The sequence below is a fragment of the Bradyrhizobium huanghuaihaiense genome (assembly GCF_007830635.1).
Lineage (GTDB): Bacteria > Pseudomonadota > Alphaproteobacteria > Rhizobiales > Xanthobacteraceae > Bradyrhizobium > Bradyrhizobium huanghuaihaiense.
Map to the genome: position 1 here is coordinate 303,033 of NZ_VLLA01000007.1, position 13,684 is coordinate 316,716.

Genomic DNA, 13,684 nt, shown 5'->3' on the forward strand with positions numbered 1-13,684 from the left:
TAGCCGATGGCTGTCGGTGTGATCTTTTAGTGTTTTGAGTCTGCTTCGGTTTCGACGGCGCAACGGACATGGCTGGGCTTGCCAGCGACCCAGCGCCGGCGTGAACGACCCAGCCCGCAACCTTTGATCTAGATCAACCTGGAAGAGTGGCGTTCCGTTTCCGTGGCGGCGCAAGCCAATGATGCACGGGTCCGGAGATCGGCATGAAGCTGGCTGATACGAAATCGTCGCCTGATCCCGGACAGTCCTTCCAGCAACCAGCAGGTGAGGGGATGCTGTACGTGCCGGGCGGCACGTTTCGCATGGGTTCGGATCGGCACTATCCGGAGGAAGCGCCGGTCCACCGCGTCACCGTGGATGCGTTCTGGATGGATCGCCATCCAGTGACGAACCGGCAATTCAAGGCATTCGCCAGAGCTACCGGCCACGTCACCGTCGCCGAGATCACGCCCGATCCAAAGGATTACCCCGGAATTCTCCCGCATATGATCTACGCGGGTTCGCTGATGTTCTCTCCGCCCGCGTATCCCGTCAGTCTCCGGGACTTCAGCCAGTGGTGGACCTTCGCCAGAGGCGCGGACTGGCGGCATCCCTACGGGCCTGGCAGCGACATCCGTGGGCTGGACGATCATCCCGTCGTGCATGTGGCGTTCAGCGACGTGATCGCCTACGCAAAATGGGCCGGCAAGGATTTGCCGACCGAGGCGGAATGGGAATTCGCGGCGCGCGGCGGGCTGGACGGCGCCGAGTTCGCTTGGGGAGATGAATTTGCGCCCGAGGGCCGTCACATGGCCAACACCTGGCAGGGCGAATTTCCACGCCAAAATACCGGCGACGACGGGTACGAACGGACATCGCCGGTCACCGCATTTCCGCCGAACGGATACGGGCTGTACGATATGATCGGCAACGTCTGGGAGTGGACGTCCGACTGGTACGCGCCTCGGCATGAGGCCGACGCTGCGAAAGCCTGCTGCATTCCAGAGAACCCGCGCGGCGGCCGCGAGGCCGATAGCTACGACCCCAGAACGACCAACGTCAAGATTCCACGCAAGGTCATCAAAGGCGGCTCGCATTTGTGCGCGCCGAATTACTGCCGGCGCTACCGGCCGGCTGCGCGGCATGCGGAGCCGGTCGACACATCCACAAGTCATCTTGGATTTCGATGCATCAGGCGAGGTGTCTCTAACGCATCATAACGGGAGAGCAATGCCATGTTGAATTGCGTATTCAATGACAAGCTTTCGGTTGCAACGCCGCGCAAGACGCCCAGTTGGCTCAAGCGGTCCTGCACAGCGCTGCTCGGTGCTACGATGATGATGCCGTCGTCGGGCTTGATCAGCACTCCGGCAGCCGCCCAGCAGCCGGCGCAAAAGCCCAACATCCTTTTCATCATGGGTGATGACATCGGCTGGATGCAGCCGAGCATCTACCATCGCGGATTGATGGTCGGGGAAACGCCCAATATCGATCGCATCGGCAACGAGGGCGCGATGTTCACGCACTATTACGCCGAGCAGAGTTGCACGGCCGGGCGTACGGCCTTCCTCACCGGCATGCAGCCGGTTCGTGTCGGCATGACCTTGCCAGAGATTCCCGGTAGTCCATCCTATCTGCGGCCCGGGACGCCGTCGCTTGCCAGGTTCCTGCTCGATCTCGGCTACAACACTGGGGAGTTCGGTAAAAACCATCTCGGCGACCACACCGACTCGCTGCCAACTGCGCATGGTTTCCAAGAGTACTGGGGCTACTTGTATCACCTCGACGCGATGCAGGGGGTGAGCTTCCCCGACATCAACAAGAGCCCGGCCCAGCAGACCGTCGCGCCGCCATGCAAGAACACGCCGATCCCCGGCGTACCTGAGGTTCCCGGCGCGGTGGACCCCAAGACCACGGTCTGCCTGACGCCCCCGCGTCCAATGCTCGCGTGCAAGTCTTCAGATGGCACCCCCAAGAACATGACATGCAAGGACGAGGGCCCGCTGACTCTCGATCGATCGAAGGGTATCGACGAGGAAATCTCGGCCAAGGTCGTCGACTTCCTCGATCGCAACGACCCGCGCCGCACCAACAAGCCGTTCTTCGTCTGGTACAATCCGGCGCGCATGCACATCACGACCGTGCTGAACGACAAGTACCTGGCGATGGTGGGCGAGCCCGGCGGCAAGGATTGGGGCATCAATGAAGCCGGCATGAAGCAGATGGACGACAATATCGGCGTGGTGCTCACGAAGCTCCAAGACATGGGCCAACTCGACAACACGATCGTCGTCTTCACCACCGACAACGGCGCCGAGACAATTACCTTTCCGGACGGCGGCGTCACGCCGTTCAAGGGCGGTAAGCTGAGCACCTGGGAGGGCGGCATGCGCGCCCCGATGGTGATCCGGTGGCCAGGCGTCATCAAGCCCGGCACGGTGAAGAACGAAATGTTTTCCGCTCTGGACTGGCTTCCGACGCTCGTCGAGATCGCCGGCGGCCCCAAAGGCGATGCACTCAAGCAACGGATCGAGGCCGGCGATTATCCCGGCATCGTCAAGACCACGCTCGATGGCATCAACCAGATCGACTACCTGAGCGGCAAGTCTGAGAAGTCGTCACGCGACCACTTCTTGTATTACTCCAGCACGACGCCGTCGGCGGTTCGCTACAAGAACTGGAAGATGTATTTCGCAATGGTGTCCGACGACCCGGCGGGCTTCGTTAACGGAGTGCAGCCTTACTCCTGGACCCAGGTCGTCAACATCAAGCGCGATCCCTTCGAGACCTCGGTGGGTTCGCAACAGAAGACGCTCTTCGGTATGGGCGGGTCGATTGCTTCTCCATCGACGGCCTATGTCTATGACTGGAATTTGCTGCCCATCGGCCAGCAGCTTTGGCTGATGCACCTCGAGTCTTACATCAAGTTCCCGCCGCTGCAGGACCCGGCCAGCTACAACCTGGAACAGGTCATGCGGCAGGTCAGGAATATGAAGACGGCCGGCCGCAGCGACTAATGGCTGGATACTGCATTGGCGGGCGTCACTTTGGCACCCGCCAATCCACTGCGCTCAGAATCCGACTGCCCACGAAGCCGCATGCTGGCAAGCGTGCGACGCACAGCAACGACACACCAGTCTCGCACGCACCTTCAATGTTGACCGGTAGGGACCGCACAATCGAAGCGGGTCGACAATGAAACAGATCATGCGATTCCCAAGCCTTGACCGTCGCGCACTGCTCCCGTCTCTGGCGATGCTTCCGTTTCTATCTGCCGCCCTGCGTTCCACGTCCGCCATGGCCCAGACCCAAACCGGTCCTCTGCCATCTTGGAATGAAGGCCCGACGAAAGCTTCGATCGTCGACTTCGTCGCACGGGTCACGGAGAGTGGCGGGCCCTATTTCGTACCGCCCGATCAACGCATCGCGACCTTCGACAACGATGGGACGCTTTGGGTCGAGCAGCCGATGTATGTGCAGCTCGCTTTTGTGCTGGATCGCGTGAAGGTTCTTGCACCCATGCATCCGGAATGGAAGGACAAGCAGCCCTTCGCGGCAGTGCTGAACGGGGACCTGAAGGCGCTCGCAGCTTTCGGAGAAAAGGGCGTGGCCGAGCTGGTGGCGGTGACTCACGCCGGCATGACGACAGCGGAGTTTGAGAAGATCGTCACAGAGTGGCTTGCGACCGCGCGTGATGGTCGCTTCAAGCGCCCCTACACCGAACTCGTGTATCAGCCTATGCTCGAATTGCTCGCTTACCTCCGCGCCAACGGTTTCAAGACCTTCATCGTGTCGGGGGGCGGCATCGAATTCATGCGGCCATGGACCGAGACGATTTATGGAGTGCCTCCCGAGCAGGTCGTCGGATCGTCAATCAAGACCCGCTATGAAATGCGCGACAGCACGCCGGTTCTGTTTCGCTTGCCCGAGGTCGATTTCATCGACGACAAGGCCGGCAAGCCGATCGGGATCAATAGCCACATTGGCCGGCGTCCGATCGCCGCATTCGGTAATTCCGATGGCGACCTCGAAATGCTGCAATGGGCGACGCTCGGTGCCAGCGGCGCGCGGTTCGGCCTGATCGTCCACCATACCGACGCGGAACGTGAATATGCCTACGATCGCCAATCACATTTCGGCAAGCTCGATGTCGCTCTCGATGCCGCAGCGCTGAACAGGTGGACCGTCGTGGACATGAGGAAGGACTGGAAGAGGATCTTTTCGTTCGATTAGCGGCGAGATCGTAGGGCTCCTGGCCGCGCGAGCGAATTCGATGGCTTGATCTGAGGGCAAAAATGCCGAAGAGCAAAAGCATCTGGGTCCCATTGGCATCAGTCGTCGCCATAACAATTACGATCGCACCTGCCGCGGCGCAGCAGAAGCCCAACATTGTCGTCATGCTCGCGGACAATTTGGGCTACGGCGAGCTGGGCGTATATGGCGGCGGTATCCTGCGCGGCGCGCCCACGCCACGTATTGACGCACTTGCCAGTGAGGGCATGCGCCTGCTCAACTTCAATGTTGAAGCGCAGTGTACGCCGTCCCGCTCGGCCTTGCTCACGGGGCGCTTTGCCATCCGCTCCGGCACGTACGAAGTTCCGATCGGCGGCACCCCCGACGGATTGACACAGTGGGAGATCACGACCGCGGAGCTGTTGTCGGGGCGGGGCTATGCAACCGGGATGTGGGGCAAATGGCATCTTGGTAGCGCCGAAGACCGGATGCCTACCAATCAGGGCTTCGACGAGTGGTATGGCATCCCGCGCACATATGACGAGGCGATGTGGCCATCCCTCGACGAGACAAAAAGCATGTGGCCGTCGGTCGGAAACAGGCAGGGCTGGAATGCGAAAGTCGTTCACCCCGAACATATCTATGAAGCACGCAAGGGCGATCAGCCTCGACAGGTCGCTGTGCTGGATGTGGATCACCGCCGCACCATGGACGCGGAGATCACCAGCCGCGCAGTGGAGTTCATCAAGCGCAACGCGAGCTCAGGCAAGCCGTTCTATGCCTACGTTCCATTCGCGCACGTTCACATGCCGACGCTCCCAAATCTTGAGTTCGCGGGCAGAACCGGCAACGGCGATTGGGCCGATTGCCTGGCCGAAATGGACTACCGCACCGGGCAAATCCTCGATGCGATCAAGCAAGCAGGCATCGAAAACGACACACTTGTGATATTCGCCAGCGACAATGGTCCGGAGGCAACCAACCCCTGGGAGGGTGACAACGGACCTTGGCGCGGAACCTACTTCACGGCGATGGAAGGTTCACTGCGGGCACCGTTCATCATTCGCTGGCCCGGCAAGGTGCCGGCAGGCCGCATCAGCAATGAAATCGTTCACATCGTCGACATCTTCACGACGCTTGCGCGGGTCGGGGGCGCGGAGGTCCCTACGGATCGCCCGATTGACGGCGTGGATCAGCTGGATTTTTTCTTGGGCAAGCAGGAGGCCTCAAACCGTGAGGGGTTTCCCGCCTACGTGGCCGACCGGCTGTCAGCCGTTAAATGGCGAAACTGGAAAGTCCATTTGATCTGGCAGGAAACCATGTACGCCACGCCGCAGAAATTGGCCTTGCCAAGAATCATCAATCTTCTGACCGACCGGAAGGAGGAACGCGATGTTGGCGCGCAAAACTCCTGGGTCGCCGATCCCGCAGTAAGAATCATCGGAGAACTGGAAGCGAGCTTCAAGAGGTACCCTCCGATCAAACTTGGCACACCAGATCCCTACACGCCGCCAGAACCGGGCTTGATGCGCACGCGCCCTTGATTCCCCGCTTTCGGGGAAAGACAGCCGTAACCGGTTGCAATCCGACCGCTACGTCGCCGTCAGCTTCACGCCGAGCCGGCCCGCCAGCTCCTGCACGAACTGCCAGGCCACGCGGCCCGAGCGGGAGCCGCGCGTGGTCGACCATTCCAGCGCCTCGCGCTCCAGGGCCTCGTCGTCGATCTTGATGCCGAAATGGCTGCAATAGCCGCGCACCATGGCGAGATATTCGTCCTGGCTGCAGCGGTGGAAGCCGAGCCAGAGACCGAAACGATCCGACAGCGAGACCTTTTCCTCGACCGCTTCGCCGGGATTGATCGCGGTCGAGCGCTCGTTCTCGATCATGTCGCGCGCCAGCAGATGGCGGCGGTTGGAGGTGGCGTACAGGATGACGTTCTCGGGCCGGCCCTCGATGCCGCCTTCGAGCACGGCTTTGAGCGACTTGTAGGACGCGTCGTTGCCGTCGAAGGAGAGGTCGTCGATGAACACGATGAAGCGGAAGCTGGCGTCGCGGAGCTTCTCCATCAGCATCGGCAGCGTTTCGATGTCCTCGCGGTGGATCTCGATCAGCTTCAGCCTGTCGGCGGGCTTGCGGTCGGCATTGATGCTGGCATGTGCCGCCTTCACCAGCGACGACTTGCCCATGCCGCGCGCGCCCCAGAGCAGGGCGTTGTTGGCGGGCAGGCCGGCTGCGAAGCGCTCGGTGTTCTCCATCAGGATGTCGCGCATCCGGTCGACGCCCTTGAGCAGGAACAGCTCGACGCGGCTCACCCGCGGCACGGCCGAAAGCCGGCCGTTGGGGTGCCAGACATAGGCATCGGCCCGCTCGAACGACTCGGGTTCGATGGCCGGATTGCCCTGGGCGGCGAGGTGCGCCGCAATGGTCTCCAGCGCGCGGACCAGGCGCTCCTGGGAGAGGTCCGGGGCCGCCTTGACGGCCGCCTTGACGGCCTCCGTGGGGCGTTTTGCCGCGACGCCGGCGGGCTTGCTGGCAGGGGTACGGGGGCCTTTGCCGGCCGGGCTTTTGCTTGGTTTTTTGGGCATGTCCGAAGTTCCTGAGAATGCAGCCTTATCGGGCCTGACGGCGCGCCGCAAGGTGGCCAAATCGACGGTCTGGCAGCGTTGCAATTGGGGCGGTGGCCGCTATAGTCCGCGCGAATTTGACCGAACCGGTCGCCCCCCCGAGGGCCTGACCGGCTTTCCCCCGTTCTCACGAGGATCGTCCGAATGTTGATTACCCCTGCGTATGCCCAGGCTGCGGGCGCCGGTGACACCAACAGCATGTTGATGTCGCTGCTGCCGTTCGCCCTGATCTTCGTGATCATGTACTTCCTGATTCTGCGTCCGCAGCAGAAGAAGGTGCGCGACCACGCCGACCTGGTGAAGAACATCCGCCGCGGCGACACCGTGGTGACCTCGGGGGGCCTCGTCGGCAAGGTCACCAAGGTCGTCGATGACGACCAGATCGAGTTCGAGATTTCCGACGGTGTGCGCGTGCGGCAGATGCGCCAGATGATCTCCGGCGTGCGCGCCAAGGGCGAGCCGGCGAAAGAATCCAAGGATAGCGCCAAGGACGACGCCGCGTCGAAGTGAGCGCTTCCGCGAGCCTCTTGAGTCTCCTGATCTGACAGGTCCAGTCGATGTTGTATTTCACGCGGTGGAGGGCGCTGGGGATTATCCTGACAGCGCTGATCGTGTGCCTCTGCGCGGTCCCGAACTTCTTTCCCGAGGCGACGGTCAAGACCTGGCCGGCCTGGGCGCAGCGCCGGCTCGTGCTCGGCCTCGACCTTCAGGGCGGCTCCTATCTGCTGCTCGAGGTCGATTCCAACTACGTGAAGAAGGAGCGGCTGGACCAGATCCGCGACGACGTTCGCCGGACGCTGCGCGACGCCAAGATCGGCTTCACCGGCGGCGTCACCGTGCGCAACGACGCGGCCGAGGTTCGCATCACCAAGGAAACCGACGTGCAGCCGGCGCTCGCCAAGCTGCGCGAATTATCCCAGCCGCTGGGCGGCCTGATGGGATCCAGCGGTCAGCGCGACCTTGAGGTGTCCGACGCCGGCGGCGGCGTGATCCGCCTCGGCATCCCGCAGGCGGCGATGCTCGACCGCATGCGCAAGACCATCGAGCAATCGATCCAGATCGTCGAGCGCCGCGTCAACGAGCTCGGCACCGTCGAGCCCGTCATCCAGCGCCAGGGCAATGACCGCATCCTGGTGCAGGTCCCCGGCCTCCAGGACCCGACCCGCCTGAAGGAGCTGCTCGGCAAGACCGCGAAGATGGAATTCCGCATGGTCGACACCTCCGTGCCGCCTGATCAGGCGCAGCAGGGACGGTTGCCGCCGGAATCCGAGCTTCTGATGAGCGCCTCGCCGCCGCCCACGCCTTACGTGGTCAAGAAGCAGGTGCTGGTCGCCGGCGGCGATTTGACCGACGCCCAGGCGAGCTTCGACCAGCGCACGGGCGAGCCGGTCGTCAGCTTCAAGTTCAACACCTCGGGTGCGCGCAAGTTCGCGCAGGCGACGCAGGAGAACGTGGGGCTGCCCTTCGCGATCGTGCTCGACAACAAGGTGATCTCGGCGCCCGTCATCCGCGAGCCCATCACCGGCGGCCAGGGCCAGATCTCCGGTAATTTCACGGTGCAATCGGCCAACGACCTCGCCATTCTGCTGCGCGCCGGCGCGCTGCCCGCGCCGCTGACCGTGGTCGAGGAGCGCACCGTCGGTCCGGGCCTCGGCCAGGATTCGATCGAGAAGGGCGAGCTTGCGGCCTATGTCGGCTCGATCCTGGTCATCATCTTCATGCTGCTGACCTACCGGCTGTTCGGCGTGTTCGCCAACATCGCGGTCGCGATCAACGTCGCCATGATCTTCGGCCTTTTGTCGCTGCTCAACGCCACGCTGACGCTGCCCGGCATCGCCGGCATCGTGCTTACCGTCGGCATCGCGGTGGACTCCAACGTGCTGATCTACGAGCGCATCCGCGAGGAGCTGCGCGGCGGCCGCAACGCGATCTCGGCGATCGACGCGGGCTTCAAGCGGGCGCTCGCGACCATCCTCGATTCCAACATCACCACCTTCATTGCCGCCGCGGTGCTGTTCTACATCGGCACCGGCCCGGTGCGCGGCTTCGCCGTGACGCTCGGCATCGGCATCATCACCACGGTGTTCACCGCCTTCACCCTGACCCGGCTGATCGTCGCCTGGTGGGTGCGGTGGAAGCGGCCGCAGAGCGTGCCGATCTAGGAGCCTGATCGTGACTCACACCGTTCTCATCGGGCTCGGCGTCCTCATTGCCATCCTCACCGTGGTCGCGGCGCTCGGCTTGTTGCCGTCGCTGCGCATCGTTCCGGACAACACGCATTTCGACTTCACGCGCTTCCGCCGCATCAGCTTCCCGATCTCGGCCGCGCTGTCGATCGTCGCGATCACGCTGTTCTTCACCCACGGCCTGAACCTCGGTATCGACTTCAAGGGCGGCACGCTGCTGGAGGTGAAGGCGAGGTCCGGCACCGCCGACATCGCGGCGATGCGCACCAAGCTCGACGCCCTGGGTCTCGGCGAAGTCCAGTTGCAGCAGTTCGGCGGCCCCGAGAACGTGCTGATCCGCGTTGCGGAACAGCCGGGGGGCGATGCCGCACAGCAGGCAGCCCTGCAGAAGCTTCGTGGCGCGCTCGGCGACAGTGTCGACATTCAGCGCACCGAGGTGCTCGGTCCGCGCGTCGCCGGTGAGCTCCTGGCCTATGGCATGCTCGGCCTGATGCTCGCGATCGTCGCGATCCTGATCTATCTCTGGTTCCGGTTCGAATGGCAGTTCGCGCTCGGCGCCATGATCGCCAACGTGCACGACATCGTGCTGACGATCGGATTCATGTCGATCAGCCAGGTCGATTTCGACCTGACCAGCATCGCGGCGCTTTTGACCATTCTGGGCTATTCGCTCAACGACACCGTCGTCATCTACGACCGCATCCGAGAAATGCTGCGGCGCTACAAAAAGATGCCGATGCCGCAGCTGCTCAACGAGTCCATCAACTCGACGCTGTCGCGCTCGATCATCACCCACGTCACGGTGACGCTGGCACTGCTCGCGCTGCTGCTGTTCGGCGGTCACGCCATCCACAGCTTCACCGCGGTGATGATGTTCGGCGTGGTGCTGGTCGGCACCTACACCTCGATCTTCATTGCGGCGCCGATCCTGATCTATCTCGGCGTCGGCGAGCATCGCGAGGATGCACCCGAGACGGCTACGCCGGCGAAGAAAAACAAGGCATGATCCGAACTGCAGGCCCCCGCAGGCGTTTGCGGGGGCAATAAGCTCATTCGGACGAACCAGATGGCCGGCGACCCCAACGCACCGCATTTTCCGCGCTCAGCGCCGATCGATGCCTATGGCAAGGGCGGCTTCGCCTTTGCGGGCATGTCGCATCGAGGATCGCTGCTCTGCCTGCCCGACGCGATCTGGGCCTGGGACGTGACGGACCCCGCGAAGATCGACCGCTATTCGCTGGACCGGGTGTTCGCAGCCGCCAACAGCATCGACACGCTCCTGGTCGGCACCGGAACCGGCCACTGGCTGCCGCCGCCGGAGCTGCGTCAGGCTCTCAAGGCGGTGAGGGTGGTGCTGGACACGATGCAGACCGGGCCCGCCGTGCGCACCTACAACATCATGATCGGCGAACGGCGGCGCGTCGCAGCCGCGCTGATCGCCGTGCCATGAGCAGCGCTGCGCCGCCGTCCGATTCCGCTGCCTTCTGCGCCGATCTCGTGCGCAGCCACGACTTTCCGCGCTACGGAGCGACCCTGTTCGCGCCCGCGGCCGAGCGCCGCGCGCTGCTGGCGCTCTATGCCTTCAATGTCGAGATCGTCCGCGTCCGCGACCAGGTGAGCCAGCCCTTGCCCGGCGAAATCCGCCTGCAATGGTGGACCGACATGCTCTCGGGCCATGTCCATGGCAGCGCCGAGGGCAATCCGGTCGCGGCCGAGCTGCTGCGCGCGATCCGCGACTTCGAGCTGCCGGTCGAGCCGCTCTCACTGCTCGCCGACGAGCACCAGTTCGATCTCTACAACGATCCCATGCCGACCATGGCGGCGCTGGAGGGCTATCTGGCCGCGACCTCATCTGCGCTGTTCGGTCTGGCGGCGCAGGTATTGGGGCCGCCGTCGGAGGCGGCCGAGCATCTCGCGAGGCACGCCGGGCTGGCGCAGGGCATCGTGCAAATCATCGCCAATCTGCCGCGCGACGCAGCGCACCGGCAATTGTTCGTGCCGCAACAGGTGCTGGCGAGCCATGGCTGCAGCATGGAGGATGTCTTCGCCGGCAAGGAGACGCCGGGCCTGCGTGCCGTGCTGGATCAGCTCGCCGGCGAGGCACAGCAGCATGTGACCACGGCCTTGTCGCTGCTGGCGCAGGTGCCGCCGTCGGTGCGGCCGGCGTTTCTGCCGCTGAGCCTGGTGCGGACCGACCTCAAGCGCCTGTCGCAGCCCGGGCGCAATCCGTTTGCGCCGCAGCCTCCGTCGCGGCTGCGGACGCTGTGGACGCTCTGGCGGGGTTCACGTTCCCGGGAGTTTACCAATTAGCGGTTGGCTTATCGCTCGAGCCGGCCAAATGCTCTATGCTGTCCCATGGCTGAGTTATCCCAAACCACCTCCTCCGATCTCAGCGGCCTTCCGGTCGCGCCTGGCGACATTCACGCTGCCGCCGCGACCATCCGGGGCGCCGTCGTCGAGACGCCCTGCAGCTACAGTCGCACGCTGAGCAGCATCTGCGGCTGCGATATCTGGCTCAAATTCGAGAACCTCCAGTTCACCTCCTCGTTCAAGGAACGCGGCGCGTTGAACCGGCTCACCGCACTGACGCCTGAGGAGCGCGCGCGGGGCGTGATCGCGATGTCAGCGGGCAATCATGCGCAGGGCGTCGCCTATCACGCCAGGCGGCTCGGTATTCCCGCCACCATCGTGATGCCGATCGGCACACCCATGGTGAAGGTCGAGAACACGAGGCATCACGGCGCCGAGGTGGTGGTAACAGGCGCGACGCTGGAGGAGGCGGCCGCCTTTGCGCGCAGCCACGGCGAAGCCCGCGGCATGATCTTCGTCCATCCTTACGACGATCCGCTCGTGATCGCGGGGCAGGGCACCGTTGGCCTCGAAATGCTCAAGGCCGTGCCGGAGCTCGACACGCTGGTCGTCCCGATCGGCGGCGGCGGGCTGATCAGCGGCATCGCCATTGCCGCGAAGTCGATCAAGCCGTCACTGCGGATCCTGGGGGTCGAAGCCTGGCTTTATCCGTCGATGCACAATGCGATCCACGACGGCCATCTTCCGGCGCGCGGCGACACGCTCGCCGAAGGCATCGCGGTGAAATCGCCGGGCAAGATCACGACCGAGATCGTCCGCCGCCTCGTCGACGATATCGCGCTGGTCAACGAAGCCGAGCTCGAGCGCGCGCTGGCGACCCTGATCTCGATCGAGAAGACGGTTGTCGAAGGCGCCGGCGCCGCCGGCCTTGCCGCGTTGATGTCCGATCCGTCCCGCTTCGCCGGCCAGAAGGTCGGCCTCGTCCTCAGCGGCGGCAACATCGATACGAGGCTGATCGCCTCCGTCCTCACCCGCGAACTCGCGCGGGAGGGGCGCCTGACCCAACTGTCGCTCGATATCCCTGATAGGCCCGGGCAGCTGGCCGCCGTGGCGGCGCTGCTGGCCGAAGCCGGCGCCAACATCATCGAGGTCTCGCACCAGCGGACCTTCTCCGACCTGCCGGCCAAGGCGACGCTGCTGCAACTCGTGATCGAGACCCGCGACAGCGCGCATCTCGAGGAGGTCATGGCTAGGCTCAGCGCATCCGGACTGAGCGCGCGCTGCACCTGAGCGCGCGCCACGCTAGAGCATGATGTATTTACACGGAAACATAGCCTGAGTTTTTGAAGTAGTTGGTGCACTCCGCCTCGGAGAAGAGATCGAGGAGTTCACCAACCTTCCGCCAGGTTGCCTCCACGTCACGAGGCTCTGCGGCTCGCATGAGGTGTTTGAGTTTGGCGAAGACTTGCTCGATCGGGTTGAGGTCAGGGCTGTAGGGCGGCAGGAAGATACGGTGGGCGCCTCTGGCCCGGATAGCTTGGCGAGCCGCTTTGCCCTTGTGGCTGCCAAGATTGTCGAGAACGACGATCTCGCCCGGTGCGAGGGTGGGTGCCAACACCTTCTCGACGTACAGCGTGAAGAGTTCACCATTGATAGGGCCATCAATCACCCAAGGCGCACTGATCCGATCGTGACGCAGCGCCGCGATGAAGGTCATGGTCTTCCAATGGCCGAAAGGTGCAGATGCTTGGAGGCGCTGTCCACAAGGCCCCCAGCCGCGTAGCGGCGCCATATTGGTCTTGATCCACGTCTCGTCGATAAAAACCAACCGTGCGACATCGATCCTGCCTTGATGCGCTTTCCAGCGGGTCCGCTTACGTGCGACGTCTGGGCGATCCTGCTCGGCTGGTAGAAGCGTTTTTTTTGAAGCTGAGCCCCTCGGCGTGAACAAAAGTCCACACCGCCCGCACGTCTGTCTTGATCCCCCGTGCAGCCAGCTCCTGCGTCAGCTTGCGCAAGGTGAATGGCCCCGAGCGAATGCGTTTGCGCAGCCAGTCGGCGTTGGCATCCGACAGAACCCGCTTCTTGTGGCCGCCGATCTGGCCGGGCGCCAGGCCTCCGGTATCACGCCTTAGGTTCTTCCACTTCGTCACGCAGGAGGGGCTGATCTGTAGCGCCTCTGCGATCGAACGAACCGTCTCGCCCGCGTCAGCGCGAGCCAAGGCGCGTTCACGGATGTCTTCCGAATAGGGACGCGTCATCCATGCTGGCCTCCCCCACCCAGCATGGAGTTTGAATCAGAAATCGCCCCCTCTGGGAACCCCGATTCCAGTCAAAAACAACATGCTCTAG

General features: G+C 63.4%; 12 protein-coding genes. 10 read left to right on the forward strand and 2 right to left on the reverse strand.

Going from position 1 to position 13,684, the window contains the following annotated elements; translation table 11 throughout:
* Positions 1–203 precede the first annotated feature (203 nt).
* The 4 genes from IQ16_RS17610 (at position 204) to IQ16_RS17625 (ending at position 5,756) form a co-directional block, all read left to right on the forward strand.
* Positions 204–1,199, forward strand: coding sequence for a formylglycine-generating enzyme family protein (locus IQ16_RS17610; protein WP_026311868.1), 996 nt, complete (start codon positions 204–206; stop codon positions 1,197–1,199).
* A gap of 120 nt (positions 1,200–1,319) precedes the next feature.
* Entirely contained in the window at positions 1,320–2,996 is a 1,677-nt protein-coding gene (locus IQ16_RS17615) for an arylsulfatase (RefSeq protein WP_145831641.1), read from the forward strand.
* 178 nt (positions 2,997–3,174) lie between these two features.
* On the forward strand, positions 3,175–4,212 hold the full coding sequence (locus IQ16_RS17620) for an HAD family hydrolase (RefSeq protein WP_018642187.1): 1,038 nt from the start codon (positions 3,175–3,177) through the stop codon (positions 4,210–4,212).
* 62 nt (positions 4,213–4,274) lie between these two features.
* On the forward strand, positions 4,275–5,756 hold the full coding sequence (locus IQ16_RS17625) for an arylsulfatase (RefSeq protein ID WP_018642186.1): 1,482 nt from the start codon (positions 4,275–4,277) through the stop codon (positions 5,754–5,756).
* Positions 5,757–5,804: 48 nt separating this feature from the next.
* Here IQ16_RS17625 and IQ16_RS17630 read toward each other — a convergent pair whose 3' ends face one another.
* Positions 5,805–6,797, reverse strand: a complete 993-nt coding sequence (locus IQ16_RS17630) for an ATP-binding protein (RefSeq protein ID WP_018642185.1) — start codon at positions 6,795–6,797, stop codon at positions 5,805–5,807.
* Positions 6,798–6,980: 183 nt separating this feature from the next.
* On the opposite strand from IQ16_RS17630, the gene yajC reads away from it, so the two are divergent.
* From yajC to IQ16_RS17660, 6 genes are read left to right on the forward strand one after another with little or no spacing between them, the layout of a single operon-like run.
* The gene (yajC, locus tag IQ16_RS17635; protein WP_018642184.1) at positions 6,981–7,346 is read left to right on the forward strand and encodes a preprotein translocase subunit YajC; all 366 of its coding nucleotides are present in this window, start codon (positions 6,981–6,983) and stop codon (positions 7,344–7,346) included.
* 47 nt (positions 7,347–7,393) lie between these two features.
* Positions 7,394–8,998, forward strand: a complete 1,605-nt coding sequence (secD, locus tag IQ16_RS17640; protein ID WP_018642183.1) for a protein translocase subunit SecD — start codon at positions 7,394–7,396, stop codon at positions 8,996–8,998.
* A gap of 10 nt (positions 8,999–9,008) precedes the next feature.
* A complete protein-coding gene (secF, locus tag IQ16_RS17645) occupies positions 9,009–10,028 on the forward strand; it encodes a protein translocase subunit SecF (RefSeq protein ID WP_018642182.1) in 1,020 nt (339 codons plus the stop codon).
* A 60-nt stretch (positions 10,029–10,088) separates the two neighbouring features.
* Positions 10,089–10,472 carry an Mth938-like domain-containing protein gene (locus IQ16_RS17650; RefSeq protein ID WP_018642181.1) on the forward strand — a complete coding sequence of 128 codons (384 nt, stop codon included), beginning with the start codon at positions 10,089–10,091 and terminating at the stop codon, positions 10,470–10,472.
* Positions 10,469–11,332: a phytoene/squalene synthase family protein gene (locus IQ16_RS17655; RefSeq protein ID WP_018642180.1), complete on the forward strand. Its 864-nt coding sequence runs from the start codon at positions 10,469–10,471 to the stop codon at positions 11,330–11,332. The genes IQ16_RS17650 and IQ16_RS17655 overlap by 4 nt, the downstream gene beginning before the upstream one ends.
* 45 nt (positions 11,333–11,377) lie before the next feature.
* Positions 11,378–12,622, forward strand: coding sequence for a threonine ammonia-lyase (locus IQ16_RS17660; protein WP_018642179.1), 1,245 nt, complete (start codon positions 11,378–11,380; stop codon positions 12,620–12,622).
* Positions 12,623–12,650: 28 nt separating this feature from the next.
* Here IQ16_RS17660 and IQ16_RS17665 read toward each other — a convergent pair.
* Positions 12,651–13,593, reverse strand: a protein-coding gene (locus IQ16_RS17665; RefSeq protein ID WP_145831636.1) for an IS630 family transposase whose coding sequence is annotated in 2 segments (ribosomal slippage) — positions 12,651–13,256 and positions 13,258–13,593 — 942 coding nt in all. Because the reading frame shifts where the segments join, the coding sequence is not laid out codon by codon here.
* Positions 13,594–13,684: the final 91 nt, after the last annotated feature.

What these genes read in the sequence shown, in the direction of transcription:
- IQ16_RS17660 (WP_018642179.1), top strand. Translation starts at nt 11,378, where the DNA reads ATGGCTGAGTTATCCCAAACCACCTCCTCCGATCTCAGCGGCCTTCCG.
- IQ16_RS17620 (WP_018642187.1), top strand. Translation starts at nt 3,175, where the DNA reads ATGAAACAGATCATGCGATTCCCAAGCCTTGACCGTCGCGCACTGCTC.
- IQ16_RS17650 (WP_018642181.1), top strand. Translation starts at nt 10,089, where the DNA reads ATGGCCGGCGACCCCAACGCACCGCATTTTCCGCGCTCAGCGCCGATC.
- IQ16_RS17655 (WP_018642180.1), top strand. Translation starts at nt 10,469, where the DNA reads ATGAGCAGCGCTGCGCCGCCGTCCGATTCCGCTGCCTTCTGCGCCGAT.
- IQ16_RS17630 (WP_018642185.1), bottom strand. Translation starts at nt 6,797, where the DNA reads ATGCCCAAAAAACCAAGCAAAAGCCCGGCCGGCAAAGGCCCCCGTACC.
- yajC (WP_018642184.1), top strand. Translation starts at nt 6,981, where the DNA reads ATGTTGATTACCCCTGCGTATGCCCAGGCTGCGGGCGCCGGTGACACC.
- IQ16_RS17625 (WP_018642186.1), top strand. Translation starts at nt 4,275, where the DNA reads ATGCCGAAGAGCAAAAGCATCTGGGTCCCATTGGCATCAGTCGTCGCC.
- secD (WP_018642183.1), top strand. Translation starts at nt 7,394, where the DNA reads ATGTTGTATTTCACGCGGTGGAGGGCGCTGGGGATTATCCTGACAGCG.
- IQ16_RS17615 (WP_145831641.1), top strand. Translation starts at nt 1,320, where the DNA reads ATGCCGTCGTCGGGCTTGATCAGCACTCCGGCAGCCGCCCAGCAGCCG.
- IQ16_RS17610 (WP_026311868.1), top strand. Translation starts at nt 204, where the DNA reads ATGAAGCTGGCTGATACGAAATCGTCGCCTGATCCCGGACAGTCCTTC.